This is a genomic window from Rhodococcus sp. WS1 (assembly GCF_003797745.1).
Classification (GTDB): Bacteria; Actinomycetota; Actinomycetes; order Mycobacteriales; family Mycobacteriaceae; genus Rhodococcus_F; species Rhodococcus_F erythropolis.
The window spans coordinates 396,145-423,105 of record NZ_RKLZ01000003.1; the positions used below are offsets into that span (position 1 = coordinate 396,145).

General features: G+C 62.6%; 22 protein-coding genes and 1 pseudogene. 17 read left to right on the forward strand and 6 right to left on the reverse strand.

The features are described from left to right. Nucleotides 1-65: 65 nt before the first annotated feature. The 8 genes and pseudogenes from EEB12_RS27010 (at nt 66) to EEB12_RS27050 (ending at nt 8,338) form a co-directional block, all read left to right on the forward strand. Nucleotides 66-716, forward strand: a complete 651-nt coding sequence (locus EEB12_RS27010; RefSeq protein WP_141488833.1) for a cell division protein SepF — start codon at nt 66-68, stop codon at nt 714-716. Between the two features lie 189 nt (nt 717-905). Beyond that, entirely contained in the window at nt 906-1,184 is a 279-nt protein-coding gene (locus EEB12_RS27020) for a YggT family protein (protein ID WP_003941780.1), read from the forward strand. Nucleotides 1,185-1,310: 126 nt separating this feature from the next. After that, the gene (locus EEB12_RS27025; RefSeq protein ID WP_003941722.1) at nt 1,311-2,138 is read left to right on the forward strand and encodes a DivIVA domain-containing protein; all 828 of its coding nucleotides are present in this window, start codon (nt 1,311-1,313) and stop codon (nt 2,136-2,138) included. Nucleotides 2,139-2,187: 49 nt separating this feature from the next. Next, nucleotides 2,188-2,373, forward strand: a pseudogene (locus EEB12_RS31165) (hypothetical protein); the annotation flags it as partial. 420 nt (nt 2,374-2,793) lie between these two features. Continuing rightward, a complete protein-coding gene (ileS, locus tag EEB12_RS27035; RefSeq protein ID WP_141488835.1) occupies nt 2,794-5,907 on the forward strand; it encodes an isoleucine--tRNA ligase in 3,114 nt (1,037 codons plus the stop codon). 68 nt (nt 5,908-5,975) lie between these two features. Next, the gene (locus EEB12_RS27040; protein ID WP_021344556.1) at nt 5,976-6,314 is read left to right on the forward strand and encodes a TfoX/Sxy family protein; all 339 of its coding nucleotides are present in this window, start codon (nt 5,976-5,978) and stop codon (nt 6,312-6,314) included. A gap of 72 nt (nt 6,315-6,386) precedes the next feature. Beyond that, complete coding sequence (locus EEB12_RS27045) at nt 6,387-7,715, forward strand: DNA polymerase IV (protein ID WP_021344555.1); 1,329 nt, start codon at nt 6,387-6,389, stop codon at nt 7,713-7,715. Nucleotides 7,716-7,846: 131 nt separating this feature from the next. Continuing rightward, complete coding sequence (locus EEB12_RS27050) at nt 7,847-8,338, forward strand: hypothetical protein (protein ID WP_228117853.1); 492 nt, start codon at nt 7,847-7,849, stop codon at nt 8,336-8,338. A gap of 83 nt (nt 8,339-8,421) precedes the next feature. Here EEB12_RS27050 and EEB12_RS27055 read toward each other — a convergent pair whose 3' ends face one another. The 3 genes from EEB12_RS27055 to EEB12_RS27065 form a co-directional block, all read right to left on the reverse strand. Beyond that, the gene (locus EEB12_RS27055; protein WP_021344553.1) at nt 8,422-9,813 is read right to left on the reverse strand and encodes a glutamate decarboxylase; all 1,392 of its coding nucleotides are present in this window, start codon (nt 9,811-9,813) and stop codon (nt 8,422-8,424) included. A gap of 142 nt (nt 9,814-9,955) precedes the next feature. Next, nucleotides 9,956-10,720: a sensor domain-containing protein gene (locus tag EEB12_RS27060; RefSeq protein WP_232816917.1), complete on the reverse strand. Its 765-nt coding sequence runs from the start codon at nt 10,718-10,720 to the stop codon at nt 9,956-9,958. After that, nucleotides 10,717-11,643 carry a hypothetical protein gene (locus EEB12_RS27065; RefSeq protein ID WP_097387282.1) on the reverse strand — a complete coding sequence of 309 codons (927 nt, stop codon included), beginning with the start codon at nt 11,641-11,643 and terminating at the stop codon, nt 10,717-10,719. Before EEB12_RS27065 ends, EEB12_RS27060 begins: the two co-directional genes overlap by 4 nt. Nucleotides 11,644-11,711: 68 nt before the next feature. On the opposite strand from EEB12_RS27065, the gene lspA reads away from it, so the two are divergent. From lspA to dnaE, 5 genes are all read left to right on the forward strand, one after another. Next, nucleotides 11,712-12,413 carry a signal peptidase II gene (lspA, locus tag EEB12_RS27070; protein WP_141488836.1) on the forward strand — a complete coding sequence of 234 codons (702 nt, stop codon included), beginning with the start codon at nt 11,712-11,714 and terminating at the stop codon, nt 12,411-12,413. Beyond that, nucleotides 12,410-13,336, forward strand: coding sequence for an RluA family pseudouridine synthase (locus EEB12_RS27075; RefSeq protein WP_007733161.1), 927 nt, complete (start codon nt 12,410-12,412; stop codon nt 13,334-13,336). Before lspA ends, EEB12_RS27075 begins: the two co-directional genes overlap by 4 nt. Next, nucleotides 13,333-14,016: a hypothetical protein gene (locus EEB12_RS27080; RefSeq protein ID WP_141488837.1), complete on the forward strand. Its 684-nt coding sequence runs from the start codon at nt 13,333-13,335 to the stop codon at nt 14,014-14,016. The genes EEB12_RS27075 and EEB12_RS27080 overlap by 4 nt, the downstream gene beginning before the upstream one ends. 56 nt (nt 14,017-14,072) lie before the next feature. Further along, complete coding sequence (rarD, locus tag EEB12_RS27085; protein ID WP_141488913.1) at nt 14,073-15,011, forward strand: EamA family transporter RarD; 939 nt, start codon at nt 14,073-14,075, stop codon at nt 15,009-15,011. A 99-nt stretch (nt 15,012-15,110) separates the two neighbouring features. After that, on the forward strand, nt 15,111-18,647 hold the full coding sequence (gene dnaE / locus EEB12_RS27090) for a DNA polymerase III subunit alpha (RefSeq protein ID WP_141488838.1): 3,537 nt from the start codon (nt 15,111-15,113) through the stop codon (nt 18,645-18,647). A 95-nt stretch (nt 18,648-18,742) separates the two neighbouring features. Here the strand turns inward: dnaE and EEB12_RS27095 are convergent, their stop codons facing one another. After that, nucleotides 18,743-18,976 (reverse strand): hypothetical protein, encoded by a 234-nt coding sequence (locus EEB12_RS27095; RefSeq protein WP_020908060.1) that lies wholly within the window; start codon nt 18,974-18,976, stop codon nt 18,743-18,745. Between the two features lie 220 nt (nt 18,977-19,196). On the opposite strand from EEB12_RS27095, the gene EEB12_RS27100 reads away from it, so the two are divergent. The 3 genes from EEB12_RS27100 (at nt 19,197) to ilvA (ending at nt 22,958) form a co-directional block, all read left to right on the forward strand. Next, complete coding sequence (locus tag EEB12_RS27100; RefSeq protein ID WP_019748853.1) at nt 19,197-19,631, forward strand: nitroreductase family deazaflavin-dependent oxidoreductase; 435 nt, start codon at nt 19,197-19,199, stop codon at nt 19,629-19,631. Between the two features lie 116 nt (nt 19,632-19,747). Continuing rightward, entirely contained in the window at nt 19,748-21,523 is a 1,776-nt protein-coding gene (locus tag EEB12_RS27105) for a pyruvate dehydrogenase (RefSeq protein ID WP_020969844.1), read from the forward strand. Between the two features lie 79 nt (nt 21,524-21,602). Then, complete coding sequence (ilvA, locus tag EEB12_RS27110) at nt 21,603-22,958, forward strand: threonine ammonia-lyase IlvA (RefSeq protein WP_019748851.1); 1,356 nt, start codon at nt 21,603-21,605, stop codon at nt 22,956-22,958. Nucleotides 22,959-22,971: 13 nt separating this feature from the next. Here ilvA and EEB12_RS27115 read toward each other — a convergent pair whose 3' ends face one another. Then, nucleotides 22,972-23,493, reverse strand: a complete 522-nt coding sequence (locus tag EEB12_RS27115; protein ID WP_019748850.1) for a TetR/AcrR family transcriptional regulator — start codon at nt 23,491-23,493, stop codon at nt 22,972-22,974. A gap of 128 nt (nt 23,494-23,621) precedes the next feature. Here EEB12_RS27115 and EEB12_RS27120 point away from each other — a divergent pair, with 128 nt between their 5' ends. Then, nucleotides 23,622-25,166: an MFS transporter gene (locus EEB12_RS27120; protein ID WP_019748849.1), complete on the forward strand. Its 1,545-nt coding sequence runs from the start codon at nt 23,622-23,624 to the stop codon at nt 25,164-25,166. Between the two features lie 50 nt (nt 25,167-25,216). Here EEB12_RS27120 and treZ read toward each other — a convergent pair whose 3' ends face one another. Continuing rightward, nucleotides 25,217-26,938, reverse strand: a complete 1,722-nt coding sequence (gene treZ / locus EEB12_RS27125) for a malto-oligosyltrehalose trehalohydrolase (RefSeq protein WP_141488839.1) — start codon at nt 26,936-26,938, stop codon at nt 25,217-25,219. Nucleotides 26,939-26,961 lie beyond the last annotated feature (23 nt).

Here is a 26,961-nt window from a genome sequence, read left to right on the forward strand (position 1 = left end):
CCCGTCCACACCGCTGCGACCGGTCGCAGTCGGATTGATTCCGCCGCGCCAAGGAAGGTCGATCAATGAGCAACCTGCATAAGTTCAAGGCTTACTTCGGCATGGTTCCCCTCGATGACTACGAGGACGAATACGTGGAGGAGCCCGATCAGGCTCGCCGCGCACCCCGTCGTAGTCACGACGGCTATGCCGAGCGCGACGACCGCGAGTTCGTCGAACCTGCCTTCTCGAAGGCGAGCTACGCGCCCAGTCGTCGTGACGAAGAGGACGCGGAGTTCGATCGCTACGATTCCCGGCCTCGCGTCGACACCGTTCCCAGCCGCAGTAGCCGCCCGGCGATGTCGCCGCGTCCGGCAAGCCGTGGAAACCTCGCGGTCGACGCCCGTGCAGAGCGTCCCGAAGCGCGACGTGCGCCTGTTGTCGATGACGGCGGCCCGCTCGCCAAGATCACGACACTGCGTCCGCAGAGCTACGCAGAGGCCCGCACCATCGGTGAGCGGTTCCGCGACGGCACTCCCGTCATCATGGATCTGGTCGACATGAGCAACGCCGACGCGAAGCGTCTGGTCGATTTCGCGGCCGGCCTGGCGTTCGCATTGCGTGGTTCTTTCGACAAGGTAGCCACCAAAGTGTTTCTTCTCTCACCGGCTGACATCGACGTTTCCGCTGAGGAACGCCGTCGTATCGCGGAGACGGGTTTCTACAGCCAGAAATGATGGTCTCGACCGCAGTCCGGCCCCTGAGCAGGGGTGACGTGAGCACATTCGAACGGCGGCCCGTCTCGGCGGACGCCGCATTCGGACCCATCGCCGGCCGTTACAAGACGGACTCGATGCGGGCCGGTTCCGGAATTGCTGCGGTGTGTCTGTTTTGGACACACCGCAGAAGTCAGGCAGAGTGAGGGTGTGGACGCGCTTCTCTCTGTGATCTATCTGGTGCTGGTTGTCTTCTGGCTGTTGCTGATCGGCAGAGTGATCGTCGAGTTCGTTCGTTCGTTTGCCAGAGATTGGCGACCGACCGGATTGGTCGCTGTCATTCTCGAAACCATTTTTACGATCACCGATCCTCCGGTGAAACTGCTCCGCAGGTTGATCCCCCCGATCAACCTCGGTGGAGTTCGCTTGGATCTATCCATCATGGTCTTGCTTTTCATCGTCATCATCCTGATGTCGGTTGTTCGCTGAGCGCAGTCCGAGTGAGTGGTATGCCAGAATGGAAGCCATAACTCATCCGGTGGTTCGCCACTACGTAGACTGTGTTGCAACTGAATGCTTGCTAGACCGCCAAATGACGCGTGAAGGGATCCTTCCATGCCGCAACTGACTCCAGCTGACGTGCACAACGTTGCGTTCAGCAAGCCGCCTATCGGCAAGCGTGGCTACAACGAGGACGAGGTCGACGCATTCCTCGACCTCGTCGAGCAGGCGCTGTCGCAGCTCATCGAAGAGAATGCGGACCTGCGCCAGCGCGTAGGTGAGCTGGATCAGGAGCTCGCGGCTGCCAAGAAGTCGCCGGCACCTGCTCAGCAGGCAGCACCCGTCGCAGCGCAGCCCAAGCCGGAGCCCGCTCGGGTTGTCGAACCGCCCAAGCCTGCACCCGTTGCAGCTCCGGTTCCCGCCGCCGCTGCCGTTGCAGCGCCGCAGAGTGGCGACACCCACATGCAGGCCGCGAAGGTCCTCGGACTGGCTCAGGAGATGGCGGATCGCCTCACCAACGATGCCAAGACCGAATCCGAGCAGCTGCTCGGCAGTGCTCGCACCAACTCCGAGCAGCTCATGAGCGAGGCTCGCAGCAAGGCCGACGGCATGATCGCGGATGCGCGCAACAAGTCGGAGGCAATGCTGACCGACGCTCAGACTCGCTCCGAGACCCAGCTTCGCCAGGCTCAGGAGAAGGCAGACGCTCTCAAGGCAGACGCCGAGAAGAAGCACACCGAAATCATGGCGACCATCAACCAGCAGCGTTCGGTCCTCGAGGGCCGTATCGAGCAGCTCAAGACGTTCGAACGTGAGTACCGGGTGCGCCTGAAGTCCTACCTGGAATCGCAGCTCGAAGAGCTCGAACAGCGTGGCTCGGCCGTTCCGGTCGACGGTGGACAGGATTCCTACAGCCCGTCCTTCGCCAAGGGAAACAGCTGACCGAGAGCGCCTCGTCGGCTCAGCTATCGGACCGGACAAAGGTTGATACGTGCTGGTCGTGACGTTGGTTCTCGCGGGAGTTGGCTTCGCTCTCCTGATCGTTGCCCTGACCACAGGGTCGCTGATCTGGGCGTGGGCATGTATCGCGATTTGTGTAGCAGGTGCCGTCCTCCTGCTGGTCAGTGCGCTGACCAGCAGGAAGGCGGTTCCTTCGTTGGATGACCCGATATCGGGCAGCGGCGTGTCGTCGCCTTACGGTCGAGTCGAGAGTTCCTCGGATTCCTCGACCGATGATGCAGCTACTGCCAACGACGACAATCAGGGAAACCACGGCGGGTCGCCGGGTGCCCCCGACAAGTCCTAGGGCGAGTTCCGACAAGGTCCAGGACGAGTATTAGACTGTCCAACACGAATACCAGGCTGTGATCCGGCAATCACCGGGGAGCTTTCGGAAGAACGGTTGTCGACGCTTTCGTACGTGTCGAGGACCCAGTAGAACCGAACGGGTGAGCCCGTCACAGCTCGATCGAGTGGCAGCTCGAGATCCGGTGTGAAAGCACGGATCTGCGGGGTGCAAACGGGGTGGTACCGCGGTGTCGGCGCACAAGCGTCACGTCGTCCCCGTGCCGAGTCCGACTGGCACGAGGAGATCGCCATGGCGAGTAACGGGTATCCCAAAGTCGACTACGGTGTCCCCGCCGACACCGGAGTCAAGTTCCCCGAACTGGAACAGAAAGTCCTGAAACAGTGGGACGACGACGACACCTTCCGTGCGTCGGTTTCCAATCGGGACGGTAACGAAGAGTTCGTTTTCTACGACGGACCGCCATTCGCAAACGGTTTGCCGCACTACGGCCACCTGCTGACGGGGTACGTCAAGGACCTGGTGCCGCGCTTCCAGACAATGCGTGGACGCAAGGTCGAACGACGCTTCGGCTGGGATTGCCACGGCCTTCCGGCAGAGCTCGAAGCGGAGAAGCAGCTCGGCATCAAGGACAAGGCCGAGATCGAAGTCATGGGTCTGGCCAAGTTCAACGAGTACTGCAAGGCCTCGGTGCTCAAGTACACCGACGAGTGGCGTGACTACGTCACCCGCCAGGCGCGCTGGGTCGATTTCGACAACGACTACAAGACCCTGGACGTCGACTTCATGGAGTCCGTCATGTGGGCCTTCAAGGAGCTGCACGACAAGGGCCTGATCTATCAGGGCTTCCGTGTGCTGCCCTACAGCTGGTACGAGCAGACTCCACTGTCCAATCAGGAGACTCGCCTCGACGATGCGTACAAGATGCGTCAGGATCCTGCAGTCACGGTCGACATGCCGCTGGTCGCTCCGGGTTCACCCCTCGACGGCGCAAACGCGATCATCTGGACCACGACTCCGTGGACACTGCCGTCCAACTTGGCCACTGCGGTTCATCCCGAGGTCGACTACGTCCAGGTGCTCGGCGAGGACGGAAAGCGGTACGTGCTCGCAGAAGCACGGGTAGCTCATTACGCACGTGAGCTGGGGGAGGACCCCGAGGTCGTTTCCCGTCACAAGGGCGCCGAACTGGTCGGACTGTCGTACACACCGCCGTTCGACTTCTTCCTCGGACATCCGAATGCGCACGTCGTGCTCTCGGCGGACTACGTGACAACCGACTCCGGAACCGGAATCGTCCACCTCGCACCGGCTTTCGGTGAAGAGGATATGGACGTGGCCACGGCCAACGGTATCGAGGTCGTACAGCCGCTCGATCCGGGTGGAAAGTTCACCTCGATGGTTCCGCCGTACGAGGGCCTGATGGTGTTCGACGCCAGCCCGGTCATCATCAAGGACCTCAAGGCTGCCGGAAAGCTGCTGCGGCACGAGACGATCGAGCACTCGTACCCACACAGTTGGCGCAGTGGGCAGCCGCTCATCTACATGGCGGTTCCCTCGTGGTTCGTCGCGGTCACCAAGTTCCGAGATCGCATGGTCGAGCTGAACAAAGACATCACCTGGGTGCCCGAGCACATCCGTGACGGCCAGTTCGGCAAGTGGCTCGAAGGTGCACGAGACTGGAACATCAGCCGAAACCGTTACTGGGGCAGCCCGATCCCGGTGTGGGTGTCGGACGATCCGCAGTACCCGCGTACGGACGTGTACGGCTCGCTCGATCAGTTGGAGGCAGACTTCGGTGTGCGTCCGACCGATCTGCATCGCCCGATGATCGACGACCTGGTCCGTCCGAACCCCGACGACCCGACCGGGAAGTCGATGATGCGCCGCGTTCCCGAGGTGCTCGACTGCTGGTTCGAATCCGGTTCGATGCCGTACGCGCAGGTGCACTACCCATTCGAGAACCGTGAATGGTTCGAGGGCCATTTCCCGGGCGATTTCATCGTCGAGTACAACGGGCAGACTCGCGGCTGGTTCTACACGCTGCACGTACTGGCAACCGCACTCTTCGATCGTCCGGCGTTCAAAACCGTTGCTGCGCACGGCATCGTGCTCGGCGACGACGGACTGAAGATGAGCAAGTCCAAGGGCAACTACCCGGACGTGAAGGAGGTGTTCAACCGCGACGGCAGCGATGCCATGCGATGGTTCCTGATGTCTTCGCCGATCTTGCGCGGCGGAAACCTCATCGTGACCGAGCAGGGCATCCGCGAAGGCGTACGTCAGGCGTTGCTCCCGCTGTGGAACGCCTGGAGCTTCTTGCAGTTGTACGCGCCGGAATCCGGTGTGTGGCGTACCGATTCGGAGAACATCCTCGATCAGTACATCCTGGCCAAGCTCGCTACCACCCGCGACGTGATCACCGAGGCCCTCGAGGTCAACGACATCGCCGGCGCGTGCGACGAGCTTCGGTTGTTCTGTGATGCGCTCACCAACTGGTATGTGCGACGGTCTCGTTCGCGGTTCTGGGACGAGGATCGCGACGCGATAGACACCCTGCACACCGTGCTCGAGGTCGTGACGCGTCTCGCTGCGCCGCTGTTGCCGCTGGTATCCGAGGTGATCTGGCGCGGGTTGACCGGGGAGCGCTCGGTTCACCTGGCTGATTGGCCGGAGGCGTCGGAGCTCCCCGCGAACCCCGAGCTGGTAGCGGCGATGGACGACGTCCGGACCGTGTGCTCCACGGTGCTGAGCCTGCGCAAGGCGCAGAATCTGCGTGTTCGTCTTCCGCTGCCCGAGGTCACGGTTGCGGCGCCGGATGCCGAGCGTCTGCGTCCGTTCCTCGGACTGATTGCCGACGAGGTCAACGTCAAGAAGGTCGATCTGACCGATGACGTCGACGTGCACGGGCGCTTCGAGATCGCGGTCAACGCGCGTGCTGCAGGACCGCGTCTGGGCAAGTCCGTTCAGACTGTCATCAAGGCGGTCAAGGCGGGCGACTGGACCGAGAACGCGGACGGCGTCGTGGTTGCGGCGGGCATCGAACTGCTGCCCGAGGAGTACACGCAGAAACTGGTTGCAGCCGAGCCTGATTCGACGGCTGCATTGCCAGACGGTGTGGGACTCGTCGTACTCGATTCCGTCGTGACGGAGGAACTCGAAGCCGAGGGCTGGGCGAAGGACCGTATCCGTCAGTTGCAGGATGCGCGTCGTGCCGCCGGTTTGGACGTCTCGGACCGGATCAACGTCGTACTCGAGGTTCCGCAGGACTGCAAGGAGTGGGCGGAGCGTCATCGCGAATTGATCGCCGGTGAGGTTCTGGCCACCTCGTTCTCGGTGGGTGAAGCGGGAGACGACGCCGTCGATCTCGGTGACGGTATCCGCGCCGCGATCACGAAGGTCTAATACCGCCGTAACTACTCCGGCTCCCCGATGAATGTCTGTATGTCGGGGTGCCGGAGTAGTTTGCTCTCATGAGTACGAGCAAGGAAACCGTGGCGCGCATTCTCGAGCAGTTGGAACCGCTCGACGTGCGGGCAAGGGCGATGTTCGGCGAGTACGGATTGTATTGCGACGAGAAGATCGTGGGCTTGATCTGCGGAGACGTTCTGTTCGTCAAACCCACCGAGGTCAGTGCGGAGTTCGGATCAGAAGCGGATCTGGCTCCGCCGTACCCGGGAGCGAAGGATTACTACCGGGTGACGGAGGAACGGTTGCAGGACCTCGATCACCTGCACGCCTTCATTCAACGGACTGCCGACGTACTACCCCTGCCGAAGAAGAAGTCGCCCAAGAAGAAGGCGCGGACGTAAATTCTGCACCTACTTTTGAGAGAACCGTAACTCCCGATGAATCAAGGTGATCCCACACGAAGTCGCAGGTGGGTGCTGCATCTCGACATGGATGCGTTTTTCGCCTCCGCCGAGCAGTTGACCCGTCCCACGCTGCGAGGTCGCCCGGTGCTGGTCGGCGGCTTGGGCGGGCGCGGAGTGGTGGCCGGGGCAAGTTACGAAGCGAGAGTTTTCGGTGCGCGTTCGGCAATGCCGATGCACCAAGCACGCCGGATGGTCGGTGGCGGAGCGGTGGTATTGCCACCGCGGATGTCGTTGTATTCAGTTCTGAGTAAACGCACCTTCGACGCGTTGCGCCTTCGTATGCCGATCCTCGAGCAATTGTCGGTGGACGAGGCATTCGGCGAACCAGTGGAATTGGCCGGAGTCGGCGCCGACGAGGTCCGCGCGTTTTGTGAGGACCTGCGGGCGTTGATCAAAGCCGAGACCGGGTTGGTCGCCTCGATCGGTGCCGGCGCAGGTAAGCAGGTCGCCAAGATCGCGTCGGGACTGGCAAAGCCCGACGGCGTCGCAGTGATTCCTCCCGGGATGCAGCACGAGTTGCTCGATCCACTTCCGGTGCGAAAGCTGTGGGGGATCGGCCCTGTTGCCGAGGAAAAGCTGAAGCGTCTCGGCATCGAAACCATCGGAGGGTTTGCCCGCACTCCCATAGCGGAGGTGGCGTCGATACTCGGAACCACTGTCGGACCGGGGTTGCACCGGCTCGCGCAGGGGATCGACGACCGGCCGGTCGCGGAGCGTGCCGAATCCAAGCAGATCAGCGCGGAATCCACGTTCGCCGCAGACATCGTCACTATGGCGCAACTGCGCGCGGCCGTCGAAAGTAGTGGTCGCGCAGCATTTTCCAGGCTGGAGAAGGACGGAAGAGCAGCTCGCACCGTCGTACTGAAGCTCAAGAAGTCCGATATGAGCATTCTGACGCGATCCGTGACGTTGCCGTTTGCCACCATCGACCGCCAAATCCTTGTCGCGACCGCGCAGAAACAGGTCATCGATCCACAGGAATTGGGGCCGATTCGCCTGGTCGGTGTGGGATTCGCGGGTTTGTCCACCGTTCGGCAAGGATCACTTTTTCCCGAGTTGGATCAGGACGTTCCCGGCTATCCGGTCGAGACTCTCACGGGCGCCCTCGATGAGGCCGAACTCGACGTTCCGGTGGCCGCACGCGTCCCTCAGCGCTACTGGCACCCTGGTTTGGACGTGAAGCATCCAGAATACGGACACGGTTGGGTGCAGGGTGCCGGGCACGGAGTGGTGACAGTTCGCTTCGAAACCCGTTCCAGCGGAACGGGAATAGCCAAAACCTTCGCCGAATCGGATGAGGTGCTCGAGGTAGCAGATGCGGTCGACAGCCTTCTCTGAGGATGTCCTTAGACTTTTTCCGCTTACCGTTGGGTAATGTTGTCGACGATCCTCGAGCAAGCACGATGTTCGACTGACGCTCGAATGTGAACACCCGAATGGATAGGACTGAGAAGTTGAAGCTTCAGAAGATGACCGTTGCAGCCGTGGCGATCGCAGCAGCCCTGACGATGACCGCTTGTGGCTCGGATGACAAGACCGACTCACCCACCACGACGTCCAAGAGTGCGACGGCCACCACCAGCACCACGGACGTTGCAGCTCCCGAGCTCCCGACGTCTGCTGAGCTCAACGGCAAGGTCGCTCAGGCACTCGACGAGACCGTTCCGGCCGCAGACAAGGTCAACCTCGTCCAGGGCGCCGAGCAGGATCCCGAGCTGATCAACCAGGTCGCCGCTGCCGCCAAGGCTGCCGGCGCGCAGGTCGAGATCCTCGACCCGGTCACCGACACGGGTAGCGAGACGGCCGCAGCTTCGCTGAACATCGTCGTCAACGGCCAGCCGCTGCAGCAGGGTCTGCAGGCTTCGTTCGTCTACGAGGACGGCGTCTGGAAGCTCTCGAAGACCACCGCTTGCCAGATCGTCGGCGTTGCAGGTCTGACCTCGCCTGCTTGCGCTGCTTGATCTCTGCGCAACACCTGAAACACCAGAGCGGCCGTCGACTCCCGAAAGGGAGTCGGCGGCCGCTCTTCATGCAGTGAGCGTCGTCAGTGATGGAATCCCTCGGTGACGCGTGGCCGCGGCATCGGGCTGTCGAGTTCGTCGAGGAACGCGGTTTCCTCTTCGATGATGCGCAGCAGATTGGCTGCCAGGTCCATGCTCAGTCCGTTACGAACCACGATGCGCTGCACTGTCAGATCCGAGAGATCGTCCGGCATGGGATAGGCCGGCACCAACCAGCCCTTGCCCCGCAGTCGGTCGGACAGGTCGTACAGCGTCCAGTTGGACGTGTGGCCCTCGGCGAGGCGCCACGCGAAGACCGGGATGTCGGAACCGTCGTTCCACAGTTCGAAGGCGTCCAATTTCCCGATTCCTTCGGCGAGGAATTTCGCCACGTCCTGTGAGGACTGCTGGATCGCGCGATAGCCGTCGTGGCCGAGACGCAGGAACAAGTAGAACTGCAGGATCACCTGAGCGCCGGGCCGCGAGAAGTTCAGCGCGAAGGTCGGCATACTGCCGCCGAGGTAGCTCACCTTGAACACGAGGTCGTCGGGAAGTAGATCCTGCGATCGCCAGACCACCCAGCCGAGGCCGGGGTAGACGAGTCCGTACTTGTGCGCCGAGGTGTTGATGGAGTGCACGCGTGGGAGCCGGAAATCCCATTCGAGTTCGGGCTGTAGGAACGGGGCGATCATTGCGCCGGAAGCGCCGTCGACGTGGATGGGAACGTCGAGTCCCGTCTTTTCCTGGATCGCGTCGAGTGCCTTCGAGATTTCCAGGACCGGCTCGTACATCCCGGTGTACGTGACACCCATGATCGCGACGACGCCGATCGTGTTCTCGTCGACGTACTTGTCCAGATCGTGACCGTCGAGGGTCCGGTGTTCCTCGCTGATCGGCACGTAGCGCGCCTCGACGTCCCAGTAGTTGCAGAATTTCTCCCAGCACACCTGGACGGCGGAACTCATGATGAGATTTGGTTTTTCGGTCGACTTGCCCGCGGCTTTTCGTGCGTGCTGCCAGCGCCGTTTCATCGCCAGGCCACCGAGCATGCACGCCTCGGACGAACCGATCGTCGAGGTACCGATTGCGTCCTTGGGGGAGGGCGAGTGCCAGAGGTCGGCAAGGATGCGCCAGCAATAGGTTTCGATCGCGGCGGTCTGTGGATACTCGTCCTTGTCGATCATGTTCTTGTCGAACGACTCGGTATACAGCTTGGTGGCGTGATCGTCCATCCACGTGCTGACGAACGTCGCGAGATTGAGCCGCGCATTGCCGTCGAGCATCGTTTCGTCGTGGACGATCTGATAGGCGGTCTCGGGAAGCATGCCGTCGGGTTCGAGTGTGTACTTCGATGCAACCGAATCCTCGCCGGGCCTCGAGAAGATCGGATTGACGGCTACGTAATCGGTGTGATCTGACCTTCTGGGTTCCGGCATGAACTCTGGCTCCTCACATCAGTGTGTCGCGTTGGTCTGTTTCGTACCTACTCTCACCGTTCAGTGTGGACGGGCAGTTGTCAAAGGGTCTGTGGTCCCGAATCATTCGCGTAAGGCCGAGACGGGTCTAATCCGCTCGTTGTCAGGGCGTTTGTGCGCGCAGGCGATCGGCGGCAGCCGATGCCATCGAGTGCAGCACGTCGGGGGCGATCGGACTCGGCGCAGTTGCGGACACCTGGGTCAACGTGGTCCCGACTGCGGCCACGATCGCATCGGCGACCAAGGTGAAACCGCCACTCTCCGTGATGATTCGGAAAGCGAAAGACGCGTCGCCGACGTTCGGGTCCGATGCTCCGCCGACGCGATAGGTGATTGTCGTTCCGTCGGCATCGGTTCCTGAATACTCCGCACACCCGGCCAGCGTGGTCTGAAGTTTCTCGAAAGCTGCTGCTGCCGCTGCGCCGTCGGCGTACGAAGCAGAGTCCTGATCGATGCTCGTGAAATCGGGGCCGGTGAACATGTCGGAGAGGTCGGCGACGGATCCGGCGGCCTGGGTGGCTATCGGTGCCAGAACCTGAGCGCAGACGGCAGGGTCGGTGCTCGACTTGTCCGCCTCCGAACTCTCCGGCGCCGGTGCGAGGCCGAGGTCGTCGACCGGGTCGGGAACTATGTCGAAGTCCGCAGGTAGTTCGGAGAGGGTGAGCGCGGCTCGTTGCAGCGCATCACGGTCGAGAGGTGCCCCGCTCAGCGGTGCGGCCGGAGCAGCTGTGAACGGCGCCAAGCCGACCTGTGGGGCGGAAACCTGCGTAGTTGTGTCAGCACTAGGAGAGTCGTCCGAGCCGCAACCGGTGACGACGAACAGTGCCGCCGTTGTTGTCAGGCCCAGTGCGAGCGACCGGCGTGTCACGATTCCCACCGAATGCTGTTGGAGATCGTCTGCCGGATCACCGAGGAGCTGTCCGGATCGCCGTACGCCTGGTCGCCGCCGACGGTCATCTGTCCGGCGATCGGCAAGGGGAGCGAGAGGTCGACGGTGAGGTTTCCGGAGCCGGCCATGACGTACTGATCGATGTTCAGCGTTCCGGCGTCACCGGCCAGGTTCCAGACCGGGCTCTGCGGGGTCTGCGATACGTCCACCGCGAGCGAAAGCCGATTGCCCTCCCGCGCGGTGAGCGTGACGGTGGTTGTCTGATCGAGCAGGATTTCACTGCTGACTTGTTGTCGAACCACCCAACGTGCGCCGACACCGACCGGAGCGTCGGGGAGTGCAACGGTCCGGTAGACCGCTTGGCCGAGCGCCTGTTCGATTGCAGCGCGGGCAGCATTGGCCGAGTTGGCGGACGGCTTCAACCGTAGGGCGGTGATGGCGCCCGAATCCGTGACCGACAATCCGGCCGCAGATCCGTCGGCCCCGCTCAGCGCTGCCTGCAGCGTTGCATCCGGCGAGGTCATCGACGACAGCGTCAGGTCCACGACAGCGGTGGGATCGTCAGCGGTCACGTTTGCCGAGAGCGGGATCGTGATCTCCGGCGAAGAGAAATCTTGTGCCGGCTGTTGATCGATCTGCTGACTCACGACCGCCTGGGTGACGAGCGTCGCCGTCTGCGTGGTGCCGACAGGCAAGTTCATGCGCAACACCTCGCGCGGTTCGCTTCCCGCATCGAGTACCTCGACGGTGGCGGCGGTCACCGGAACAGTGACTTCGCTCGGCGACGAGGTAGGTGTGGTGGGAGGTTGATCCGAGTCGCCGCAAGCGGTGAGAACGGTGGTGAGAGCGAGGGCAGCGAGGGCGAACGGAACTCGTCGGCCGGTCGTGGACAGCAGTGGCACGCGCTCCAGGCTAGCCGCAGTTGCAGAGTGCGTGACCCGGTGCGGTGAACATGAGGGATGATGGTTGCGTGAGTACAGACCACCCAGACCGAGATGTCAACGCGGAGGATCAGCCGATTACCGAAATCTCGAAGGCCGACGAGCCCGAAACCGTGAAACCGGAAGCCGTGAAATCGGAAGACGTGAAATCGGAAGACGGTGACCTGGCGGTTGCGCCGGTCGCAAAGCCCCGCCGGCTGACCATGCTCATTGCCATCGCCGCTGTCATCCTGCTCTCGGACATTCTCACGAAGGTGTGGGCAGTCGCCGCGGTCAAGCCGGGGCAGCCGATCGAAATCATCGGTGACGTGGTCACATTCACGATGGTGCGCAATCCCGGTGCAGCGTTCTCGATGGCGACGTCGATGACGTGGATCCTCACCCTCGTCGCCATCGGTGTCGTCATCGGTGTGATCAAGATCGGTCGCACGCTCCGATCACCGTGGTGGGCGCTCGGTCTCGGCCTCGTTCTCGGTGGCGCGCTGGGTAACCTCGTCGACCGATTCTTCCGCTCTCCCGGAATCATGCGCGGACATGTGGTGGACTTCGTCTCCGTCGGTTGGTGGCCCGTGTTCAACATCGCGGATTCCGCGATCGTCTGTGGCGCGATCCTGCTTGTCGTACTGACTCTTTTCGGCTTCGAACCCAACGGCGAACGCCTGCGTGATCACAAGGCGGACGACAAGAAGCTCACCGAATCGAAGGCCGCAGCCGAGGGAGAAACCAAGTGAGGGAATCCCGTTCGATGCCCGTGCCCGACGGCCTCGACGCCATGCGGGTCGATGCCGGCCTCGCGCGCCTTCTCGGACTCTCGCGCACCGTGGTCGCGACACTCGCGGAAGAGGGTTCGGTACTCGTCGACGGTGTGGCGGTCGGCAAGTCCGATCGTCTGACCGCAGGATCGTGGCTCGAGGTTGTCCTGCCCGAACCGCCGCGGCCCCTGACCATCGAGGCGACACCGGTCGAGGGGATGGAGATCCTCTACGCCGACGACGACGTCGTTGCAGTCGACAAGCCCGTCGGAGTTGCCGCGCACGCCAGCGTCGGGTGGACGGGACCGACGGTCATCGGCGGACTTGCCGCGGCCGGTTTCCGTATCTCGACGTCCGGTGCCCACGAGCGTCAGGGCATCGTCCACCGTCTGGACGTCGGAACGTCGGGTGTCATGGTGGTTGCCACCTCCGAGCGCGCATACACCTTGCTCAAGCGCGCTTTCAAGCAGCGGACCATCGACAAGCGCTACCACGCTCTCGTGCAGGGACACCCCGACCCGAGCAGCGGAACCATCGACGCCCCGATCGGACGCCACCACGGGAACGACTGGCGGTTCACGGTCACGGCCGACGGCAAGCCCAGCGTCACGCACTACGACACCATCGAGGCGTTCCAGGCAGCGAGTCTGCTGGACGTGCACCTCGAAACCGGTCGCACACACCAGATCCGTGTCCACTTCTCGGCGTTGCGCCATCCGTGCTGCGGCGACCTGACCTACGGCGCGGACCCCCGACTTGCCGAGAGGCTCGGTCTCGAACGCCAGTGGCTGCACGCAGTCTCGCTCGGCTTCGCCCACCCGGCGGACGGTCGCTGGGTCGAGATCAAGAGCAAGTACCCGAAGGATCTCGAACACGCACTCGAAGTTCTCCGGTCCTCATGACACCGCGCGGGCTTACCCCCGCGCTGGCCGTCGTCGCGGTGGTGGTCGGTGTGGCGGCGGTGGTGGGCGTGGGGTTCGCGAATCCCGTGCCGACCCCGCCGATCACGACGGACACTCTCGGTCCGGACAGTGGGGAAGCTGTGCCGGACTACCTCGACCGAGCGCGAGATTCTGTCGCGTCGGTCGATGAGCCGGTGTGGGCGTTGGTCTCGTTCACGAAGGCACTCACCGTCGACGAGGTCATCACGTCGACCAGCAGTGTTCAGGTGCCGGGCGCTGAGGTCTCGGGCGTTCGCGTGTCCAGGGTCATGTTCCGAGTTCCGATCGAGCGCGTCCAGACGCCGCTCATGTCGGTGCCCGTTCCCGACAACGACGAAGCAGTGCGCAGATCGCCCGGTGTTGCAGCCACGCGACTGATCTCGCTCGGCGGCGACACCGATCGTCAGCAACAGGTGGCGCTCGCGTCGGCGAAGCAATTGTCCGCCGGGTGCGCCTGCGCGGTGGGCGTGCTGGTGCGAGCTACTCCCGAAGGACTCGAAGCGATCGAACATGACTCGAACGTCCGTGCAGTGGAAGCGTTGCCGTCCGACGCCTCGCCGTGGTTGGCGGCCATCCGTCCCTTGCTGCCGGAGTACGCGGACGTCGTTGCTCCCGGCCCCGACGACGGTCCGGTCCCGTGAACTCCGGTCCCGTGAACTCCGGTTCCGTGAACTCCGGTTCCGTGAACTCCGGTTCTGTGAACAAGGACGAACGCGCTAGGTCCGGTTCGTCCTCGGGGATCCTCTACGGTGTGGCGGCGTTCCTGTTGTGGGGAACGTTCCCGGCATTCTTCGGACTACTCGACTTCGCCGATCCGGTCGAGATCCTTGCGCACCGAGTGGTGTGGACCCTTCTGTTGATGCTGATCGTGTTGGCCTTTGCCGGCCGCCTCGGATCGCTTCGCGGAATCAGCGCACGCACCTGGCTGCTGGTGACCGCGGCATCAGCGGCGATCGCGGTGAACTGGGGGACGTACATCTATGCCGTGGTGTCAGGTCGCGTCGTGGAGGCGGCCCTCGGGTACTTCATCAACCCGCTGGTCACCGTGTTGCTCGGCGTCGTGATCTTCCGCGAACGATTGCGCCGCGCTCAGATCGCCGCCCTCGTCCTCGCCGCCACGGCAGTTGTCGTGATTACGGTCGACTTCGGAAAACCGCCGATCGTCGCATTGGTGCTCGCCGGTTCGTTTGCCACCTACGGGCTGGTCAAGAAGGTGGTTCCGCTCGATCCCCGAACCAGTTTGACTGCCGAGGGAGTCGTCGCCGCACCCTTCGCGGTCGGCTACCTCGTGTTTCTCGGCCTGACCGGGGCCGGTGCATTCATCAGCAGCGGCGCCGGACACAGCCTGTTGCTGCTTGCCGCCGGCCCGGTCACTGCACTGCCACTGCTCCTGTTCGGCGTTGCCGCTCAGCGAGTTCCGTTGGCGACGATGGGCATGCTGCAGTACCTCACCCCGGCGCTGCAGATGGCGTGGGGTGTGGCCGTCATGCACGAGGACATGCCGGCCTCTCGCTGGATCGGCTTCGTTCTGATCTGGGCTGCGCTGGTGATCTTCACGACAGACACCTTCGTCGCCAGTCGACGTTCTCGGCGTTCGATGAGGTCGAGCGCCGAACCTGAGGTTCCGGTCACGTGATCGGAGGCGGCACACTGCGACTCCACGATGGCGGTCGCCGAACGTGTCGGCAACGCGGCATACACTCGATCTCGCTCCCAGACCTTCAGAGAGGCGCACGTGGCTGACTCGTTCGTACATCTTCACAATCACACCGAGTACTCGATGCTCGACGGTGCGGCCAAGGTCGGCGCCATGTTCGAGGAGGCCGCTCGTCTCGACATGACCGCTGTCGGCATGACCGACCACGGAAACATGTACGGCGCCAGCCAGTTCTACAACGAGGCCAAGAGTGCCGGCATCAAGCCGATCATCGGCATCGAGGCGTACATCGCACCCGAGTCTCGCTTCAACACCAAACGAGTTCTCTGGGGAGATCGCAGCCAGAAGTCCGACGACGTCTCCGGTAGCGGCGCGTACACGCACATGACGATGGTGGCCGAGAACGCCACGGGGCTCCGAAACCTCTTCAAGCTGTCTTCTCTCGCGTCAATCGAGGGACAGCTCGGCAAGTGGCCTCGCATGGACGAGGAACTCATCGCGGCGCACGCCGAGGGCATTATCGCCACCACCGGTTGCCCTTCGGGTGAGATTCAGACGCGTCTTCGTCTCGGTCACGATCGCGAGGCTCTCGAAGCTGCCGCGAAGTGGCAGGAGATCTGGGGACCGGACAACTTCTTCCTCGAACTGATGGATCACGGTCTCTCGATCGAGCGGCGGGTGCGCGAGGGTCTCCTCGACATCGGCAAGCAACTCGGTATTCCGCCACTTGCCACCAACGACTGCCATTACGTCACCAAGGACGCCGCCGAGAACCACGAGGCGCTGCTCTGCATCCAGACCGGCAAGACGCTGTCCGACCCCACTCGCTTCAAGTTCGACGGCGACGGCTACTACCTCAAGTCCGCTGCCGAGATGCGCGCCATCTGGGACAACGAAGTACCGGGGGCGTGCGACAACACCGTGGCCATCGGCGAGCGTGTGCAGTCGTACGAGGACGTGTGGGCGTTCCACGACCGCATGCCGATCTTCCCGGTCCCGGAGGGTCACACGCAGCAGACCTTCCTGCGCGCCGAGGTGATGCGCGGACTCGATCGCCGCTTCCCGAGCGGACCTCCGCAGGAGTACCTCGCCCGCGCCGACTACGAGATCGGCGTCATCAACGAAATGGGCTTCCCGGCCTACTTCCTGGTGGTCGGCGACCTGATCAACCACGCCAAGGACGTCGGAATCCGCGTCGGGCCCGGCCGTGGATCGGCTGCCGGTTCGTTGGTGGCCTACGCGATGGGTATCACCAACATCGACCCCATCCCGTACGGGTTGCTGTTCGAGCGATTCCTCAACCCCGAGCGTGTGTCCATGCCCGATATCGATATCGACTTCGATGATCGCCGTCGCGGCGAGATGGTTCGCTACGCGACGGACAAGTGGGGCAACGACAAGGTCGCCCAGGTCATCACCTTCGGCACCATCAAGACCAAGGCTGCCATCAAGGACTCGGCTCGCGTCCAGTTCGGCAAGCCGGGCTTTGCCATCGCCGATCAGATCACCAAGGCGCTCCCGCCGCCCATCATGGCCAAGGACATCTCGGTTTCCGGTATCACCGATCCGAAGCACGAGCGGTACAAGGAGGCAGTCGAGGTTCGAGCGCTCATCGACTCCAGCCCGGACGTCGCGAAGATCTACAAGACCGCGGTGGGTCTGGAAGGGCTGATCCGCAACGCCGGTGTGCACGCCTGCGCGGTCATCATGTCGTCCGAACCGCTCACCGACGCAATCCCGGTCTGGAAGCGCGCCCAGGACGGCGCCATCATCACCGGGTGGGACTACCCATCGTGTGAAGCCATCGGTCTGCTCAAGATGGACTTCCTCGGTCTGCGAAACCTCACGGTTATCGGCGACACGCTCGAGAACATCAAAGCCAACCGCGGCATCGACCTGGACCTCGACACGTTGCCGATGGACGATGCGGCAACATACGAACTGCTCGCCCGCGGCGACACTCTCGGTGTGTTCCAGCTCGACGGCGGCGGCATGCGCGAGTTGCTGAAACTGATGCAGCCCACCGGATTCGGCGACATCGTCGCCGCATTGGCGCTGTATCGACCGGGACCGATGGGTGTGGACGCCCACATCTCGTACGCCAAGCGCAAGAACGCCTTGGAAGACGTCAAGCCGATTCACCCCGAGCTGGAGGAGCCGCTAGCGGAGATCCTCTCGGAGACATACGGCCTGATCATCTACCAGGAGCAGATCATGCAACTGGCGCAGAAGGTGGCCGGTTACACCCTGGGTCAGGCCGACTTGCTGCGTCGCGCCATGGGTAAGAAGAAGCTGTCCGAGCTGGAAAAGGCCTACGCCGGCTTCCGGCAGGGCATGTTGGACAACAACTTCAGCGAAGCCGCCATCAAGGCGCTGTGGGACACGGTCCTTCCCTTCGCCGGGTACGCATTCAACAAGTCGCACTCCGCCGGCTACGGACTCGTGTCGTACTGGACTGCGTACCTCAAGGCGAACTACCCGGCCGAGTACATGGCAGGTCTGCTCACATCCGTCGGTGACGACAAGGACAAGTCCGCGATCTACCTCGCCGACTGCCGCAAGTTGGGCATCACAGTTCTCCCACCGGACGTCAACGAGTCACGCGTCGACTTCGCGACCGTCGGCGACGACATCCGTTTCGGTATGGGGTCGGTGCGCAACGTCGGCGCCAACGTCGTTGCCTCGATCATCAAGGCGCGCACGGAGAAATCGAAGTTCACCGATTTCTCCGACTATCTCGGCAAGATCGACGCGATGGCTTGCAACAAGAAGGTCACCGAATCTCTCATCAAGGCCGGTGCTTTCGACTCGTTGGGTCACCCGCGCAAGGGCCTGATGTTGGTCCATGCCGACGCCATCGATTCCGTGATGAGCACCAAGAAGGCAGAGGCGATCGGACAGTTCGACCTCTTCGGCGGTGCCGAGGCGGACGAGTCGATCACCTCGGTGTTCGACGTCAAGATTCCCGAGGAGGAGTGGGACTCCAAGCATCGCCTGGCACTCGAACGAGAGATGCTGGGGCTGTATGTTTCCGGTCACCCGCTCAACGGCGTCGAGCACATTCTTCGCCAGCAGTCCGACACGTCCATCGCCGCGATACTCGAAGGCGGCGTTCAGGACGGTGCCCAGGTAACTCTCGGCGGCATCATCGCCTCGGTGGACCGCCGGGTCAACAAGAACGGTCTGACCTGGTGCATCGTGCAGCTCGAAGATCTCGTGGGTGGAATCGAGGTGCTGTTCTTCCCACAGGCGTACGCGGTGTACGGAATGGACATCGCCGAGGATGCCATCGTGTTGGTCAAGGCTCGCGTCTCGATCCGAGACGATCGGATGTCGCTGATCGGCAACGACCTTGCGGTGCCTGATATTTCGGCGATCGGGGTCGCACGCCCCCTGTCGGTCTCACTGCCCCTTCGGCAATGCACCAAGGACAAGCTCAGTGCTCTCAAGCAGGTGCTGACGAGGCACCCCGGAACGTCCGACGTCCATGTCCGGCTGATCGGCGGAACCGAGATCAGCTTGTGGAAGGTCGACGACGTCCTTCGGGTCGAACCGTCCTCGGCGCTGATGGGCGACCTGAAGGCATTGCTCGGGCCGAGCTGTCTGACGGTCTGACCGCCGATCGAGCGCACCTGAACCGAACGAAGGGACCTTGCTGCATCAGCAGCAAGGTCCCTTCGTGGTTCGCGGGAGATCGGGGAGTGGAGTGATCAGGTGGTGCGCGAGTAGTACACGCGACGCGCCCACCAGGTGATCACAGCGGCTGTTGCGGCAGTCAGTACGGCTACCTGCATCGACTGGGTGACAGCTCCGGCGACCACGAACAGCACAAAACCGACCGCGAGAGCTTCGATCTTGTACAGCGGCCACTGAGTCCCGGCCAGATCGACGAAATGGTCGGACGAGGGGCGTGATTCGCGAGTGGAGATATCTGCGGTAGTCATCTCGTCCCCTTCTCTGTGCAGTCTGTTCTCGATGCGGCTTGGCTAGCGATACGGCTGTTCGAAGCTGTGGTTTCAGAGTAGCCAGAGATGAGAGTTCGGGCAAGCGAACTTTATTGATCGGCAGCTCACTTAATCGATCAACCAGGGGAGTGTGCCGACGACGGTCCTGGTCGGTGTGGTTCGGTGGCCAAGGTGCTCGAGTGGGTGTTCACTGGTACACATGCCAATCACAGGTGAGTACGAACCCAGTCCAGCGTCGTGGGCCGCCGATCAGGTCGCACGCATCGAGAACTCCGGTGGCACCGAGGGAAACGACATGAACGGCATGCCCGTCGTCGTTCTCACGACCGTCGGGGCAAAGTCCGGCAAGGTCAGGAAGACGCCGCTGATGCGCGTCGAGCACGACGGCTCGTATGCCGTTGTGGCTTCGCTTGGTGGCGCTCCGAAGAATCCGGTTTGGTACTACAACGTCAAGGCCGATCCGCACGTCACGCTGCGTGACGCGACGCAGGTCTTCGACCTGGTTGCTCGTGAAGTCACCGGCGACGAGAAGGCGATCTGGTGGGAGCGCGCTGTCGCTGCGTACCCCGACTACGCCGATTATCAGACGAAGACCGATCGTGAGATCCCGGTGTTCGTGCTCGAACCCAAGTAACGCACCGCAGCCCTCACGAAACGGCAGTCCACAAGAAGCACTGCATAAACCACAAGCAAATCGTCACTCGCGGGGGTCGGCGATCCCGACTCCCGTGAGTGTGTCATGGAGGTCTGATGAGTCCGAAAACCGTTGCAGATCAATTGGTTCAGCAGCTCGTTGACGCGGGTGTCAGTCGGATCTACGGAATTGTCGGTGACAGTCTCAATCCCATCGTCGATGCGGTACGTCGCACCGGTGGTTCCGAAAAGGGCGGAATCGACTGGATACACGTCCGTCATGAGGAAGCAGCTGCGTTTGCGGCCGCAGCGGATGCCCAGATCACCGGAAAACTCGCAGTGTGTGCCGGATCCTGCGGTCCCGGAAACCTTCACCTGATCAACGGCCTGTACGACGCGCATCGTTCGGGCGCCCCGGTCCTCGCGATCGCGTCACACATCCCCAGCGCCCAGATCGGAATGGGCTACTTTCAGGAAACGCATCCCGAGCGGATCTTCATCGAATGTTCGAGTTACACCGAACTCGTCAGCACGGCAGTCCAATCACCTCGCGTGGTGCAGTCGGCGATTCAGCATTCGGTGGCTCGAAACGGCGTCTCGGTGATCGTGCTTCCCGGGGACATCGCCGATTGTCCGGCAGAAGGCACCCCGCCGACGCTCGTCGAAACCCGAAGGCCGACAGTCGTTCCGGATGCCGGTGACGTCAAGGCGTTGGCAGATGTGATCAACGGCTCGCGTAAGGTTGCGATCTTCGCCGGCGCAGGCGTGCGAGACGCACGCGCCGAGGTGTTGGCGCTGGCCGAAACCGTCGGGGCTCCCATCGGGCATTCGCTGCGCGGCAAGGAATGGATCCAGTACGACAACCCGTACGACGTCGGGATGACGGGATTGCTCGGTTACGGTGCGGCGCACGACGGTATCCACGGCGCCGATCTTCTGCTCCTCATCGGAACGGACTTTCCTTACGACCAGTTCTTGCCCGATGACGTTCGTACCGCTCAGATCGACATCGCGGCCGAGCGGTTGGGGCGTCGAACCAGCCTGGACCTGGCGGTGCACGGTGACGTCGCGAGCACCTTGAGCGCACTGATTCCGCAACTCGATCGAAAGACCGACCGCGGGTTCCTGGAGGATACGCTCGCAAAGCACAACACTCTGATGACCAAAGTGGTTGGTGCGTACACGGATCCGGTCAAGCAGCGCACACCCATTCATCCCGAGTATGCGGCCTCGATCCTCGACGATCTGGCGGCCGACGACGCGATCTTCACCGCCGACACCGGGATGTGCAACGTGTGGACGGCGCGCTATCTCAATCCGAACGGATCGAGACGCTTCATCTCCTCGGCGCTGCACGGATCCATGTCCAATGCGCTCCCACATGCGATGGGTGCGGCATGGTCGAGTCCGGGGCGTCAGGTCATCTCGGTGTCGGGCGACGGTGGATTGTCGATGCTGCTCGGTGAGTTGGTCACCGTCGCGATGTACAAGTTGCCGGTCAAGATCGTGGTGTTCAACAACTCGACGCTCGGAATGGTCAAGCTCGAGATGCTGGTCGACGGCCTTCCGGATTTCGGGGTCGACGTGCCCGCGGTCGACTACGCGGCGGTTGCTGCTGCGCTCGGTATCTTCTCGCGCCGAATCGAGAATCCCGCGGACATCGAAGCGGGCCTACGCGCCGCGCTCGATCACGACGGTCCGGCCTTGGTTGATCTGGTGACCGATCCGCTGGCATTGTCGTTGCCGCCCACCATCACCGGTGGTCAGATGAAGGGCTTCGCTTTGGCGATGTCGAAGATGGTGATGAACGGCGGCGTCGGCGAGGCTGTGCAGATGGCCAAGTCGAATCTGCGGAACGTGCCACGTCCCTCACAGTTGGATCCTCGCGGCTGACCTACCCGCCGCCCTGCCTCGCAGACCATGTGGGGCGGGGTGGTGGGAAGGTTGATCCCCGACGTGCGAAAATGGCGGAGTGTCTAACTCGCCCGATGTCGTAGTAACGAAGTCCACCGTCCCCGCGCTCGACGCGCAGGAGATCGACGCGGCCATCGAGCGAATTCAGCACGTCATTGCGGCGACACCCCTGCAGTACAGCGACCGTCTTTCGGCGTTGACCGGCGCGCACGTGTACCTCAAGCGCGAGGACCTCCAGGGCGTTCGTTCGTACAAGATTCGTGGCGCGTACAACCTGATCGCTCAGCTCAACGAGGCCGAGCGCGCGGCCGGCGTGGTGACTGCCAGTGCCGGTAACCATGCGCAGGGTGTTGCCTTCGCGTGCCGAACGATGCAGATCAAGGGTCGGATCTACGTTCCGGCAAATACCCCCAAGCAGAAGCGTGATCGCATCCGCGCCCACGGTGGAGCGTTTGTCGAACTGTTCATGATCGGTGAGACCTATGACGCCGCCGCTGCTGCGGCCGCGGAGGACGTAGCCGAAACCGGCGCAACCATGGTTCCCCCGTTCGACGACGTGCGCACCGCTGCGGGGCAAGGAACCATCGCAGCGGAGATTCTCACGCAACTGGACGCACCTCTCGACACGATCGTCGTGCCGGTCGGCGGCGGCGGTTGCATCGCGGGCATAGCCACCTATCTGCACGAGCGATCGCCCAAGACGTCGATCGTCGGGATCGAGCCGTCCGGCGCGGCGTCCATGACGGCCGCTCTCGTTGCCGGGGGCCCGGTGACTCTTCCCGACGTCGATCCATTTGTCGACGGGGCAGCGGTCAAGAGGATCGGCGATGTTCCCTACGAGGTCGTCTCACGTCTGGGTGCCGCCGTGGTGTCGCACGCGTCGTTGCCGCTCGTGGCTCGTCAACTTCAGACACGGTCCGGTTCGGGATCGTTTGTCGTCAATCAGATCGACGAGGGCGCTATCTGCACGGCGATGCTCGAGCTGTATCAGAGCGAGGGCATCATCGCCGAACCCGCGGGAGCGCTTTCCGTTGCGGCACTTCAGAATTTGACGTTCGAGCCGGGTTCGACCGTCGTGTGCCTGATTTCCGGTGGCAACAACGACGTATCCCGTTACGGCGAAATCCTCGAGCGTTCGCTCGTTCACCTCGGGCTCAAGCACTACTTCCTGGTGGACTTTCCGCAGGAACCGGGAGCGCTCCGTCGCTTCCTCTCGGACGTGCTCGGGCCGGACGACGACATCGCGCTGTTCGAGTACGTCAAGCGAAACAATCGCGAGACGGGTGCCGCGTTGGTGGGTATCGAACTCGGTTCCGCCGACGGGTTGGCGGCGTTGCTCGAGCGGATGGAGCGCGCGCCGATGCAGTCCGAGAGGCTCGAGCCGGGAAGCCCGGCGTACCGCTATCTGACGTAAGGGACGCCCCCGGTCAGGGCCGCAGTCGCTCGACCACCTGTCGATGCAATTCGGGATCTGGCTGGGGGAGCCCGAGCATGGCCGCCAGGTATAGACCGTCGCCGACGAGTCGGATGATCTCGGCTTGTATGGGATCGGCGATCTCGGTCTGAAGGCCCTTGTCCCAGCTGCGCATCACGTGGGTAACGGCTTTCTGGATCTCGTCGTGTTGTCCGTCGACTGTTCTCAGTGCCGCGATGATCGACCGGAAGAGTGAGAGTTCTTCGCTTTCGTTCGCATCGGGGATCTGCAGATAGAACTCGGTGACCGTCGTACCGCCTGCTACGGCGTCTTCGAGTTGTTGATCCGAGCGTTCTCCGAGTCTGCGGACCATCGCCGCGAGGAGTGCTTCCTTGCTGGGGAAGTGATAGAGAAGTCCGCCCTTGGAAACCCCGGCTTCGGCGGCAACGCCTTCGAGCGTGACTTGGGCAACGCCGCTGACCAGCAGCAGCTTCTCCAGTGCGTCGAGAATTCGATCGCGAGTGTCGGCAGCCATGTGATGTGACCCTACCCGGAAATAACTTTACCGCTTGGACGGTTCACTGTTACCGTAGACCTACTGTACCGGCTGGACGGTTCAGTGAAATTTTTTCGAAAGAACTCAGAGAAAGTCGCAGGGGAGCAATGTCAGTGTCGGCAGATCAGACGTCTGCAATCAATCCCGACGAGGTTCGGGCGACAAAGCGTGACTGGGCGGGCTTGATAGTCCTTGCCTTTGCTGTGTTGCTCATCGCAGTCGACGGCACGGTGCTCGATCTTGCGCTTCCGTTCATCAGCGCCGATCTCGAGCCGAGCAGCACGCAGTTGCTGTGGATCATCGACGTCTATTCGTTCGTGCTCGCCGGTCTGCTCATCACCATGGGTACGCTCGGTGACCGGATCGGTAGGCGAAAACTGCTCCTGATCGGCGCAGTCGGCTTCGGTCTCGCCTCGATCATCGCCGCTCTTGCTGTCAGTCCCGAGATGCTCATTGCGGCCCGCGTGCTGCAGGGTATTTCCGGTGCAACGCTGATGCCGGCCACCCTCGGTCTGATCCGCACGATCTTCGTCAACCCGCGTCAGCGCACCGAGGCAATCGGTGTCTGGGGCGCGATGGCCGGTGGCGGTACAGCGGCAGGCCCTTTGGTCGGTGGTTGGTTGCTCGAGCACTTCTGGTGGGGTTCGGTCTTCTTGATCAACATTCCGGTCATGATCGCGCTGGTTGTACTCGGCCCGATCCTGATCCCGGAGTCGAAAGACCCCAACCCGGGTCGATTCGACCTCATCAGCGCTGGTCTGTCGATGGCGACCATGTTGCCGTTGGTGTATGCGGTCAAGGAATCCGTGGTGCACGGCGTCAGCATCACGTTGCTGGTGATCGGCCTTGTGGGTCTCGCCGCCGGCTACGTGTTCGTGCGTCGTCAGCGGATGCTGAAGGATCCGATGTTGGATCTGAAACTGTTTGCCAACGCGTCGTTTTCCACCGCCGTCATCACCAACCTGCTCTCGATCTTCGCACTCGCCGGTGTCCTGTTCTTCGGCTCGCAGTACCTGCAGTTGGTGCTGGGTAACTCGGCGCTCGACGCCGGCCTGCTGATGCTCCCGGGTATGTTGCTCAGCGCATTCACCGCGGTTGCGGCGGCCTGGTTGATTCGCCGGTGGTCGGTGTCTCACGTGCTCAGCGCAGGCCTCGCGGTTGCCGGTATCGGTGCTGCGATGCTGCTCGCCCTCGGGGTGGACAGCGGCCCGTTGATGTTCGTGATCGGCTTCGGTCTGGCCGGTGCAGGTGTCGGTGTCGCACTGACCCTGACGTCGGATCTTGTGGTCAGTTCGGTGGAACCCGAGCGTGCCGGCGCTGCGTCCGCGGTGTCGGAGACTGCGTACGAACTCGGTATCGCGCTCGGTGTGGCGATCCTGGGCAGCGTGGTGATGGCGATCTTCCGCAAGGGAATCGACACGTCCATGCTCGAAGCAGATCAGGCGCACGCTGCGCAGGGCACCCTCGGCGGTGCGCTGCAGGAGGCGACGTACCTACCTGGTGAACTCGGTTCGGTGCTTGCCGATTCCGCGAAGGCGGCGTTTGTCGACGGTATGCACGTTGCCGCCGGCGCAACCGCTTTGGTTCTGTTCGTCAGTGCCGCATTGGTATTGCGGATGCTGCGGAGTACACCAGAGAACGCGAAGCGTTGATGCGTGTAACAGTAGAACGCGAAGCGTTGACCCCTGCAGAATCCGGGTAGTCAGCTTTCGAGTACGACGAACGAGTGCCCAGGCACGACTGTTGCGGACGCGGTCTCGTCCTGAGTCGGCGGATCCCACCAGAGGATGGGGGTTCCGCCGGCTGGGACCGAGGCCGCGTCCGTTCCCAGATTGCACACGATCTGTAATGCGCCGCGGCGCAGGGTGATCCACTGGTCGTCCTCGTCGTAGTCGACGTGCAGGTGCCCCAGCCAGGGGTCGGTGATCTCGATTCGCTTCTTGCGCAGGGCAAGGAGATCGCGATAGCACGCCAGGACGCGAGCATGTGTCTCGTCGGTTCGCTCGTCCCAGTCCAGTTTCGATCGCAGAAATGTCTGTGGATCTTGCGGATCCGGAATGTCGTCGCTGTTCCAGCCGTGTGCCGCGAACTCCGCCTTACGGCCCTTGGCGGTGGCCTCGCCGAGTTCCCGTTCCGGATGCGAGGTGAAGAACTGGAACGGAGTGGAGGCTCCCCATTCTTCTCCCATGAACAGCATCGGCGTGTACGGCGAGAGCAGGACCAGTGCTGCCTTGATCGCCAATTGTCCTGGCGTCAGATAGGCGCTCGGGCGGTCGCCGATCGCTCGGTTGCCGATCTGATCGTGGGTGCACGTGTATGCAAGCAGAGCACTGGCGGGCTGATGCGTGATGTCGATCGGCCGGCCGTGAACCCGCCCACGGAACGAGGAATACGTTCCGGCGTGGAAGAACCCGCGCCGCAATGTACTTGCAAGGGATTCCAAGGATCCGAAGTCGGCGTAATAACCCTGACGTTCGCCGGAGACGGCTGTGTGAATGGTGTGGTGGATGTCGTCGTCCCACTGCGCGTCCAAGCCGAACCCGCCCGCCGCTCGTGGCGTGATCAGAGTGGCGTCGTTGAGATCACTTTCGGCAATCAACGTGAGCGGTCGGCCCAGATGGGCCGACAGTGTTTCCGTTCGGACGGCGAGTTCCTCGAGGATGTGCGTTCCGGTGTGATCGACCAACGCGTGGACGGCGTCGAGGCGTAGGCCGTCGATGTGGAAATCACGCATCCATCGCAGGGCATTCCCGATGATGTATTCGCGAACCTCGCCCGACTGCGGGCCTCCGATGTTGATCGTTCGGCCCCAGGTGTTCGCGCCATCGGCAATGTAGGGGCCGAACTTTTCGAGGTAGTTACCCGACGGGCCCAGGTGGTTGTAGACCACGTCCAGGATCACGCCGAGTCCACGTTCGTGGGCCGCATTCACCAAGCGCTGTAACCCGTCCGGGCCACCGTAGATCTCGTGGACCGTGTACCAGAGCACACCGTCGTAGCCCCAGTTGTGAGTTCCGTTGAAACCGTTGACCGGCATGATCTCGACGAACCCGACGCCGAGGTCCACGAGGTGATCGAGACGCTCGATCGCGGCGTCGAAAGTTCCTTCGGGGGTGAACGTTCCGATGTGCAGTTCGTAGACCGACGATCCTGGGAGTTGCCGTCCGGTCCACTGAGAGTCGGTCCAGGAGGACTCGTCGAGTTGGTGCAGTTGGGAGCGGAGATGCACGCCTTCGGGCTGGCGTGGTGACCGCGGATCCGGGAGTATTTGACCGTCGACGACAAAGCCGTAGCGAGCTTCGTTCTCGCAGTCGACCTCGCCTCGCCACCACCCGTCGTCGGTCCGCTCCATGTCGTGCGTGATGCCATCGACTTCGACCCGGACCGATTCCGGCGTTGGCGCCCAGACCTCGAAAGTATGCACACGATCAGCATGCCTTGTTCGGT

What these genes read in the sequence shown, in the direction of transcription:
- EEB12_RS27080 (WP_141488837.1), top strand. Translation starts at nt 13,333, where the DNA reads ATGACACCGCGCGGGCTTACCCCCGCGCTGGCCGTCGTCGCGGTGGTG.
- ileS (WP_141488835.1), top strand. Translation starts at nt 2,794, where the DNA reads ATGGCGAGTAACGGGTATCCCAAAGTCGACTACGGTGTCCCCGCCGAC.
- EEB12_RS27055 (WP_021344553.1), bottom strand. Translation starts at nt 9,813, where the DNA reads ATGCCGGAACCCAGAAGGTCAGATCACACCGATTACGTAGCCGTCAAT.
- EEB12_RS27025 (WP_003941722.1), top strand. Translation starts at nt 1,311, where the DNA reads ATGCCGCAACTGACTCCAGCTGACGTGCACAACGTTGCGTTCAGCAAG.
- EEB12_RS27115 (WP_019748850.1), bottom strand. Translation starts at nt 23,493, where the DNA reads ATGGCTGCCGACACTCGCGATCGAATTCTCGACGCACTGGAGAAGCTG.
- EEB12_RS27120 (WP_019748849.1), top strand. Translation starts at nt 23,622, where the DNA reads ATGTCAGTGTCGGCAGATCAGACGTCTGCAATCAATCCCGACGAGGTT.
- EEB12_RS27095 (WP_020908060.1), bottom strand. Translation starts at nt 18,976, where the DNA reads ATGACTACCGCAGATATCTCCACTCGCGAATCACGCCCCTCGTCCGAC.
- EEB12_RS27040 (WP_021344556.1), top strand. Translation starts at nt 5,976, where the DNA reads ATGAGTACGAGCAAGGAAACCGTGGCGCGCATTCTCGAGCAGTTGGAA.
- EEB12_RS27010 (WP_141488833.1), top strand. Translation starts at nt 66, where the DNA reads ATGAGCAACCTGCATAAGTTCAAGGCTTACTTCGGCATGGTTCCCCTC.
- EEB12_RS27050 (WP_228117853.1), top strand. Translation starts at nt 7,847, where the DNA reads ATGACCGTTGCAGCCGTGGCGATCGCAGCAGCCCTGACGATGACCGCT.
- EEB12_RS27100 (WP_019748853.1), top strand. Translation starts at nt 19,197, where the DNA reads ATGCCAATCACAGGTGAGTACGAACCCAGTCCAGCGTCGTGGGCCGCC.
- EEB12_RS27105 (WP_020969844.1), top strand. Translation starts at nt 19,748, where the DNA reads ATGAGTCCGAAAACCGTTGCAGATCAATTGGTTCAGCAGCTCGTTGAC.